Source organism: Flavobacterium sp., from assembly GCF_039932285.1.
GTDB lineage: Bacteria > Bacteroidota > Bacteroidia > Flavobacteriales > Flavobacteriaceae > Flavobacterium.
This window is the reverse complement of the sequence record NZ_JBDTQE010000099.1, coordinates 1-7,834: the sequence shown is the minus strand read 5'-3', so window position 1 is coordinate 7,834 and position 7,834 is coordinate 1. Positions and strand designations below refer to the sequence as shown.

The following is a 7,834-nucleotide window of genomic DNA, read 5'->3' as shown; positions in this document are numbered from 1 at the left end:
CAAACCCGATTGGTGTAATGCAGTTTGTTTCGGTAATAAATACTTCTCTTCTCATTTTTTATAATAATTCTACTGTTTTTTAAACCACATAGAAACATAGTTTTTATTCTTTAGGTAAACTTTTAAAATACTCATTTACATAAGTCTTTTGACCTTCTTTGAAAATATTAAAACAATTAAAATTGATTAAAATTCCTTTAGGTGATTTTAAAAGTTTCATATAGTTTAAAAGCTTTGCTTCAAACATAGGATGAATTTCAAAAACAGATTTTAGCTCAACAACAATAGCATTTTCAATAAATAAATCACATCTAAAATCAGTTTCTAATTCCTTATTTTTATATATGACTGGAATTTTCATCTCTGATGAAAAATTTATTTTTCTATGTGTTAATTCTTCTTTTAAACATTGATGATAAACACTTTCAAGCAAACCTCTCCCCATAATTTTATGAACTTCAATTGCAGATCCAATAATCTCATAAGTAAGTTCATCTAAATATTTTTGAGTCATCACATTTTATTTTATAATTACAAATCTATGATTCTATGTGGTTAAAAAACAAACCTTTTTAATCATAAATTCAACCTGTAAAAATTTATGTTTATTTTATTAAACCAACCTTCCGTTTCCATTCCTCATAAAAAGGCGGATTGGTTAGCATTAAATCTCCATTTTTATCTAAAAAAACCTGAACAGTTTCTCCTGTACAAGCAATTTCGTTATTGGCATCATAAATAACATATCTGTAAATCATTTTAGCAGCTGGCGTATCTACAATGGTCGTTTCTATTCGACCCACATCGCCGTAACGTAAAGAGAGCTTGTGCTCGCAAGTAGATTTGACGATTGGTGTTGTAAAACCGCTATCGAAAATATCGAGATACGAAATACCGTGATGGCGGCCAAACGCTTCACGACCGTCTTCAAAATAGGTAATATAATAGCCGTGCCAAACAATTCCAAGCGGATCAGTTTCGTTAAAACGAACTCTGATTTCATGTGAAATAGTTAACTCCTTTGCTTCATTAAACTGCTCTTTTCTTCTTATCATACTGCAATGCAATGGTTGTGGTAATTATGAAAAATAAAAATAATAAACTTATTTCTGGTAGAATATCTACTATGGAACCATGACGCAAAAGCACATCATAAAAGGCATTCAACCCCCAATTCATAGGCGATGATTGTGCTATGACTTGCATCATTTTTGGCATCGCAAAAACAGGAACCCAAATACCACCTATTGCTGCCAATATGATAACAGAAGTGGCACCAAAAGGAGCAGATTGCTCTTGCGTACTAGCAATTGTACCTAATAATATTCCGAAACCAATGGCACCAAATCCTGAAAATAGCGCTACAACACTCATCAGAAATAAATTACCTTCTACATTCAATGATGGTAAACCTATGTTTGGAAATAAGAAAATGGCGACTAAAATCATCATGTAAAACTGAATCATACAAATGATCAAATAAGTAATCGTTTTTCCTGCAATAACAATGATATTAGAAACTGGATTGGTTCGCAAACGAACAAATGTTCCTTGTGATTTTTCTTTTACAATATTGATAGATAATGGAATTATAATAAAAAAGATGGCAAACAAAGTCCAAGCCGGAACATTATGTTGTACTGAATTTGGGATGATTTCTTCATTATTCACTTTTGGAACAATTTCTTTGAATGTAATAAAACTTTTTTGCTCGAAAGGGGTTGTTTCTTCTCCTAATTGCGCTTGAAAAGTAGCATAAATAGATTTAGTTTCTATTTGAGAAATCATCTTGTCGATCGAACTCATTACCGCATTCTTGAAACTCATTTGTACCGCAGGATCAAAATACAATTTTACTTCTTTTTGATTGACGCTTTTAATGTTTTCAGCTTTTACCAAAGTATCAGTCATTCCTAAGCTAGCCGTAATTTTTTCGACATTTTGATCAATTTTAGTTTGTAAATCGACACTCAGTTTTTCTGGAATAATGATTGCCAATTGGTATTTCCCTTTGAAAACTGATTCTTTAGCCAATGATTCTGTTAGTTGTTCGTTATTTATTTTGGTAACAACCGTAAAAATATTACTCTTTTGTAAATTATCGAAAACAGTTTTAGATACATTTCCTTTGTCATTATCGACTAAAAGAATGGGGATTTTTGCATCACTAACCGTTTTGAAAGTACTATCCTGAATTAAAGTAACGGTAATGATGAGTACCAATGGCATGATAAATAGAATAACAACGCCACCTATATCTCTTTTTAAGAGTAGGAATTCCTTGTAAACCGACATGAATAATTTATATATCATCTCGCAATTCTTTTCCGGTTAATGAAATAAAAACGTCTTCAAGATTTCGTGCATTTTCGATTGAAGCAATCAAGTTATTTGGTGTTCCTTGTGCATAAATTTTTCCTCTATCGACAATGGCAATATCTGTACAAAAATCTTGTGCTTCAGACAAATGGTGTGAAGTATAAATTATAGTAGTTCCGTTTTTGTTGAGTTTTTTTAGGTAATCGATAATCGCGTTTTTAGATTGCACATCGACACCAACAGTTGGTTCGTCAAGAAAAAGCACTTTTGGATTGTGCAAAATTCCGGCGATGAGATTAATTCGGCGTTTCATTCCGCCAGAAAAAGTTTCTATTCTTTTGTCGGCAAATTTTAATAATCCAAGAAAATCAAGACTTTCGATTACTTTCTCTTTTAAATCATCTCCTTTTAAACCATACATACTTCCAAAATACAGTAAGTTTTCCCTTGCGGTTAATGTTGGATATAATGCATATTCTTGAGGAACTACTCCAATGATTTTTTTTATCTCGCTAGAATTTTTTGCATACGTCAAATCATCAATCGAAAAACTTCCTGATGTTGGTTTTACTAATCCGCAAAGCATGGAAATTAAGGTTGTTTTTCCCGCACCATTTGGTCCTAACAAACCAAAAATCTGACCTTCGTATATAGAAAGCGTAAAGTCGCTCAAAGAATACATTTCAGCATCTTTGTACTTTTTGGAGAGTTGCGTTATTTGGATAATGGGTTTCAAAATAGGATTAGCTAATGGCTACTTTTAATTTTTTAAAAAAAACTTCTTCTCTATTCGCAATATCTAAAAGTTGGTCTGCAATGGTGTTGTAAACATCGGCTTGCGTGCTTCTGTTTTTATAAACTCTAGAAGCATTTACAGCAAAATCTCGCCATAAATCGCCAATTATTGTCATTTCTAGTGATAATTCTTTTAGTTTTTCATTTTCTAGAATTACAGCTGATTCTTGGAGAAAAGCGGCATAAATAAATCGAAAACCGCCACCACCAGTACCTATTTCTTCTTGCATTCTAACCATTTGAGCTAGGTAATGATTGGCTTTTTTGGTTCCGTGTTTTACTGGCCATTTTCTAATTCTGCTGGCAACAAACTTTATTCCTCGAACACCAATAATAGGTGCAGGAGCTAACATATCACGGCAAGTATTCTTGATCCCTTTAATAATAGCACTTTTTAAATCGATAGTAGCAGGAATATAAATTGGGTAATACATTTGTCCTCTTGGTGCAAAAGCTCCTTTGGCAAAACGTACTTTATTTAGTTCTTGGTGTGTAAGTGTCGTTACGGTTTCCATAACTGGATCGCTGATGAGATAATCGGTTTCGGTTTTGCCATAAACGACTAAATTATGTGCATTGAAATGAAAACGATATTCGTCTGGAAAATAAGTCAAATTATAAACACCAACTTGTAATCCAGTAGGAATATTATTTTTTAGATTTTCGTCTAAAGCTTTTACCGCATTGGCTTCACTAGAGAATTTTTGCCTTTTTATTTTTAATCCTAATCGTTTTGCTAGTTTATTAAAAATAGCGCCAGGCATGGGTCTATAACTTATTGCTGGTGCGTAATTGACTTTTATAAAGGGCAAATAAACAAAGAAAAGCCCTGATCCAATACCAAAAACCATTGGTTCGCTAATATTTAAACCACTATTTTTTAACAGATTAGAAGCTACTCCGTTTTCGCAATGCGCAGATTGATGATGTGTGAAATTGATTTCCATTAATCTGTTTTAAAGTTTTTTAATTCATGAACCGAAATATTAAAAATTTCGGCATATTTCTGTAAAATAGTATCACTTAATTTGGCAAAAATAGTAGGTTTGAAATGTCTTTTTACGCGCCATTGCCACATACCAACGTAACTAGACAACACACCAATATCCATTTTAGAGAATTCCATAAAATAGACAATTGGACTTACTTGACCATTTTTTACTTGTTCTTTTGCAATAGCAATTCGTTCGTTTATTTCGTCGATAGAATTAGAAAGTGCAATCGTTTTTGGTTCCCAACCTGTACTTAAAGCCGTTGTATAATTGCCTTTTTCGTCGGTAGCATAAACCAATTCTTTCATATTGCTTTTAGAAAGATTGCCTTTGTCTTGTGGAACTTCGTTTTCTTTCATAGCTTTCTATTGTTTTGAATGATTTTCTTGAATGAAAAGATTAATCTCTCCTTCTAAAAGTAATTCTTCGTTATTGAAAGTTTGACAAAACATTGTACACAAACTATAATCGTCTGTTACGAATTTTGACACTAAAGTTGAAATTGTTTTGATTGTATTTCCAACTTTTGGGAGTTTATGAATTTTTAATGTTTTTATGGCGCTTATAAACCCAACAACATCTACATCAGATTTGTCTTCGTTATTTTCATCTACAAAATAATCTTTTGCAACAATTGAAGAGCAAGTTTGCGCTGCATTTTCGATTAATCCTGCTTCGATAAAAGTGTTATTTTGAACGAATATATTATCTGATTTTATTTCAAAAATGGTTTCTACTTTTTCGTCATCCATTATCAGAATCATATCGACCATTAACATTGGCGAACGATGAGGCAAATAATTTTTTATGTCTATAGTAGTATCCATTTCTTCTTGAAATTATTTAGCTAAAACCGTTTTCATTTGGCCTGTAGCGATTTCGATTCCGTTTAATTTTGTTACGATATCAACTAAAGTTATTCCTCCAAATTCTTGAAGAATAGAAACTGTCGTTTGAATTTCTTCATCTAATTTTGGTAATTCTTTTATCTCAATATCTTTAATCGAACCTATGTAACCTGTTGGCGCAGGTTCTTGTTTTAAATAAAATTGATATCCTGTGTGTAATGCTACAGATTGCGCCATGTGTTCTACCAATCCAGCTTCTACAAAATTTTCGTTATGAAAAAAAATATTATCACTTTGTATTTTTAATCCTGAAACCAAAGAAGTTTCGGTATAAGAATACAGTTTATCGACCATGACAAAAGGAAACTTTTGTGGCAATAAATTTTCTACAAAATCTTTTTCAAAAATGGGATTTGATGTTTCCATAATATTCCTAACAAACAGTTAAATAAGCATATGCATACGAAAATCGTCCACTTTCTGGAACAGATAAAAGAATTTTGTCTCCTTTTTTAAGTTTTCCAGAATTCATTAATTCATTTAATGCCAAATATATTGAAGCCGAACCGACGTTCCCTACTTGTGCAAGGTTCATAAACCATTTTTCACTTGGAATTACCATTCCGTTTTCAGCGAAAGATTTTTTTAGTCCTTCAACAAAATAATGAGAAGAAACGTGAGGCAAGAAATAGTCTATTTGGTCTGCAGAAACATTGTTTTTATCCAACGCTTCTTTCATGCTTTGCGCACCTTTTATTAAAATGTTTTTGTCTAATAATTTCACGTCTTGTTTGATAGAAAATATAGATTCGTTGAGCCATTCGTCTGGTTGGTAATCGCTCCAAGATTTTAAATCTCCGTTTTCTAATTTATCCCCGCCGGCATACATACAAGCTTCAAGTTCATGAGCATATGAGAAGGCTTCCATCCACTCTATTTTGAGTGACATTTCGCCTTTTGGTTCGTTTTCTAATAAGAAAGCTGCTGCTCCATCAGATAACATCCAACGTAAAAAATCTTTTTTGAACGCCACTATTGGTTGTTCTTCTAAGTGTTTTAAATTGACAACTTCTTGTTCGTATTTTTCAGATTTCATCCAAGTAGAAACTTTTTCTGAACCTGTACAAACTGCATTTTTTGTGTTTCCTGATTTTACCGAAAGGTAACCGAATTTTAATGAATTCATTCCTGCACAACAAACTCCTGTGGAGGAATTTAGCTCGACTGATTTATTTTTCAATAATCCGTGAACCATTGCGGCGTGAGATGGTAAAAATACGTCTGGTGTAGAAGTTCCGCATGATAATAATTCCATATCCTGAGCTGTAAAACCTTGGTCAAACAATTCAGTTATTGCATTTTTTGTTAATTCGGCATTACTGTGTGTGCTATTTCCATTTTCATCAATAGCATAATAACGACTCACAATTTTGTTGTTGCGTAAAATTATTCTTCTTGCTTTAGATGTTGCTTCATTTATAAGTCCCAAATAATTTTCCATCTCATCATTTGAGACAGCTTGATTTGGTAAATATTTTCCGGATTTTGTTATGTAAACATCAAACATAATATTGTAATTGTATTTTAAACGCCTTGATAATAAGCTTTTTCTCTTCTAATTTTGTTAATGAAAAAAGGATATGAAAAAACGTGCAAGATATACACAATTGGTGAGATTAACCAGATTGCAAGCCATAAATAGATATTAAATATTTTTAGCCACGTTTTTCTTGATTGTTTTTTATTATTGATAATATTAGACCATTTATTAAAGATTTTGTTAGCCGTTTTGTCAACTTTAACTAAATAGGAACTTATTTTTACTGCATTATTTTCCAATAATTGGGTTTGAAGATTATCAAAATTATTGTTTTGAAGATTTTTATGAATTATTTCTCCAAATTTTGATGACTCAACAATATCTTTTTCGGAAACTCCTGGCAATGGAAAAATTCCTAGGTATTTCTTTTTAACTCCAGAAAACATCCATTCTACGATAGTAATAACACTTATTAAATTGCCAACTCTATCGACCAAAGCTACATTTCCTTTTAGTTGTGCATTATTATTTTTTAATAAAACTTTGATTTTTTCTTGTGCCATAACCCACATATTTCGTGAACCACTAATGGTTACAACTGGTGTGTTATTGAAAAGTGTTTTGGCTTCCGAGCTTTTTAGAAATGAATTAATTGGAATAGATGGTGACAAATACCAAACTTGATAATGCAGAAGGATTAAATCGAATTTTTGGTTTAATATTTCAGCAGGAACAGTCTTTAGTTCTGTTGGAATTTGTAAAAATGATTCTGGAAAAGCATCAAAAAAAGCGTCTTTATTCCATGGAAAAGGGAAAGGTTTTTCTAATTGAATTTCATGAAATACCACATTAATTTCATCAGAATTCAATAATGGTTTTGCAATATTTCTTGCAATAGATTCTAATTGTCCTGATTGAGAATAATATATGACGAGAACATTTTTCATTTTCTACTTTTTAAGCATTTACAATTTCCTTGAAAGTTCTAACTTTATCCGAACGTTTTACATTTATCCATTCCGGCCAAGTTGAAGCGTCTTCGGCATCATAAATTCGTAATTTTTGGTTTGCATCTTCTATTAGCAAATCATCTTTTGTACAATTCAGAATTCTTGCTGCAGTTTCTATTCCTGAATAGGTTGCTCCAGTTACCCCGTGAGATAATGTACTTGCTCCGCAAAGATATAAATTATCTATTTCAGATTTATTTTTATAAGCAAATGGCCCTACTTGACTTAGTGTTTTTTCGGTTCCGTAAACGTTTCCTCGTGTTGCATTTATATAAAACTGGTTGGTTTTTGGCGTTCGCGCCCCGACTTCACCCTGAGGCTTGGCATGAT

Annotated in this window: 11 protein-coding genes; all 11 read right to left on the bottom strand. The window is 32.1% G+C overall.

Annotation, left to right across the window (positions count from 1 at the left end):
• Positions 1-103 precede the first annotated feature (103 nt).
• Positions 104-514 (bottom strand): GxxExxY protein, encoded by a 411-nt coding sequence (locus ABI549_RS12880; RefSeq protein ID WP_348076866.1) that lies wholly within the window; start codon positions 512-514, stop codon positions 104-106.
• 91 nt (positions 515-605) lie between these two features.
• Positions 606-1,055: an acyl-CoA thioesterase gene (locus ABI549_RS12875; protein WP_348076865.1), complete on the bottom strand. Its 450-nt coding sequence runs from the start codon at positions 1,053-1,055 to the stop codon at positions 606-608.
• Positions 1,030-2,313, bottom strand: coding sequence for an ABC transporter permease (locus tag ABI549_RS12870; RefSeq protein ID WP_348076864.1), 1,284 nt, complete (start codon positions 2,311-2,313; stop codon positions 1,030-1,032). Before ABI549_RS12870 ends, ABI549_RS12875 begins: the two co-directional genes overlap by 26 nt.
• A complete protein-coding gene (locus ABI549_RS12865) occupies positions 2,303-3,001 on the bottom strand; it encodes an ABC transporter ATP-binding protein (protein ID WP_348076867.1) in 699 nt (232 codons plus the stop codon). Before ABI549_RS12865 ends, ABI549_RS12870 begins: the two co-directional genes overlap by 11 nt.
• A 61-nt stretch (positions 3,002-3,062) precedes the next feature.
• Entirely contained in the window at positions 3,063-4,061 is a 999-nt protein-coding gene (locus tag ABI549_RS12860; protein WP_348076863.1) for a BtrH N-terminal domain-containing protein, read from the bottom strand.
• On the bottom strand, positions 4,061-4,465 hold the full coding sequence (locus ABI549_RS12855) for a hypothetical protein (RefSeq protein ID WP_348076862.1): 405 nt from the start codon (positions 4,463-4,465) through the stop codon (positions 4,061-4,063). The genes ABI549_RS12860 and ABI549_RS12855 overlap by 1 nt, the downstream gene beginning before the upstream one ends.
• A 6-nt stretch (positions 4,466-4,471) precedes the next feature.
• Complete coding sequence (locus tag ABI549_RS12850) at positions 4,472-4,933, bottom strand: ABC transporter permease (RefSeq protein WP_348076861.1); 462 nt, start codon at positions 4,931-4,933, stop codon at positions 4,472-4,474.
• Positions 4,934-4,945: 12 nt separating this feature from the next.
• On the bottom strand, positions 4,946-5,380 hold the full coding sequence (locus ABI549_RS12845; protein WP_348076860.1) for a hypothetical protein: 435 nt from the start codon (positions 5,378-5,380) through the stop codon (positions 4,946-4,948).
• Between the two features lie 7 nt (positions 5,381-5,387).
• Positions 5,388-6,521 carry a beta-ketoacyl-ACP synthase III gene (locus ABI549_RS12840; protein WP_348076859.1) on the bottom strand — a complete coding sequence of 378 codons (1,134 nt, stop codon included), beginning with the start codon at positions 6,519-6,521 and terminating at the stop codon, positions 5,388-5,390.
• 17 nt (positions 6,522-6,538) lie between these two features.
• On the bottom strand, positions 6,539-7,441 hold the full coding sequence (locus tag ABI549_RS12835; protein WP_348076858.1) for a dialkylrecorsinol condensing enzyme DarA: 903 nt from the start codon (positions 7,439-7,441) through the stop codon (positions 6,539-6,541).
• Between the two features lie 10 nt (positions 7,442-7,451).
• On the bottom strand, positions 7,452-7,834 hold a 383-nt coding region (locus ABI549_RS12830), incomplete at its 5' end, for an FAD-dependent oxidoreductase (RefSeq protein WP_348076857.1).

What these genes read in the sequence shown, in the direction of transcription:
- ABI549_RS12870 (WP_348076864.1), bottom strand. Translation starts at nt 2,313, where the DNA reads ATGATATATAAATTATTCATGTCGGTTTACAAGGAATTCCTACTCTTA.
- ABI549_RS12880 (WP_348076866.1), bottom strand. Translation starts at nt 514, where the DNA reads ATGACTCAAAAATATTTAGATGAACTTACTTATGAGATTATTGGATCT.
- ABI549_RS12875 (WP_348076865.1), bottom strand. Translation starts at nt 1,055, where the DNA reads ATGATAAGAAGAAAAGAGCAGTTTAATGAAGCAAAGGAGTTAACTATT.
- ABI549_RS12860 (WP_348076863.1), bottom strand. Translation starts at nt 4,061, where the DNA reads ATGGAAATCAATTTCACACATCATCAATCTGCGCATTGCGAAAACGGA.
- ABI549_RS12835 (WP_348076858.1), bottom strand. Translation starts at nt 7,441, where the DNA reads ATGAAAAATGTTCTCGTCATATATTATTCTCAATCAGGACAATTAGAA.
- ABI549_RS12845 (WP_348076860.1), bottom strand. Translation starts at nt 5,380, where the DNA reads ATGGAAACATCAAATCCCATTTTTGAAAAAGATTTTGTAGAAAATTTA.
- ABI549_RS12850 (WP_348076861.1), bottom strand. Translation starts at nt 4,933, where the DNA reads ATGGATACTACTATAGACATAAAAAATTATTTGCCTCATCGTTCGCCA.
- ABI549_RS12855 (WP_348076862.1), bottom strand. Translation starts at nt 4,465, where the DNA reads ATGAAAGAAAACGAAGTTCCACAAGACAAAGGCAATCTTTCTAAAAGC.
- ABI549_RS12840 (WP_348076859.1), bottom strand. Translation starts at nt 6,521, where the DNA reads ATGTTTGATGTTTACATAACAAAATCCGGAAAATATTTACCAAATCAA.
- ABI549_RS12865 (WP_348076867.1), bottom strand. Translation starts at nt 3,001, where the DNA reads ATGTATTCTTTGAGCGACTTTACGCTTTCTATATACGAAGGTCAGATT.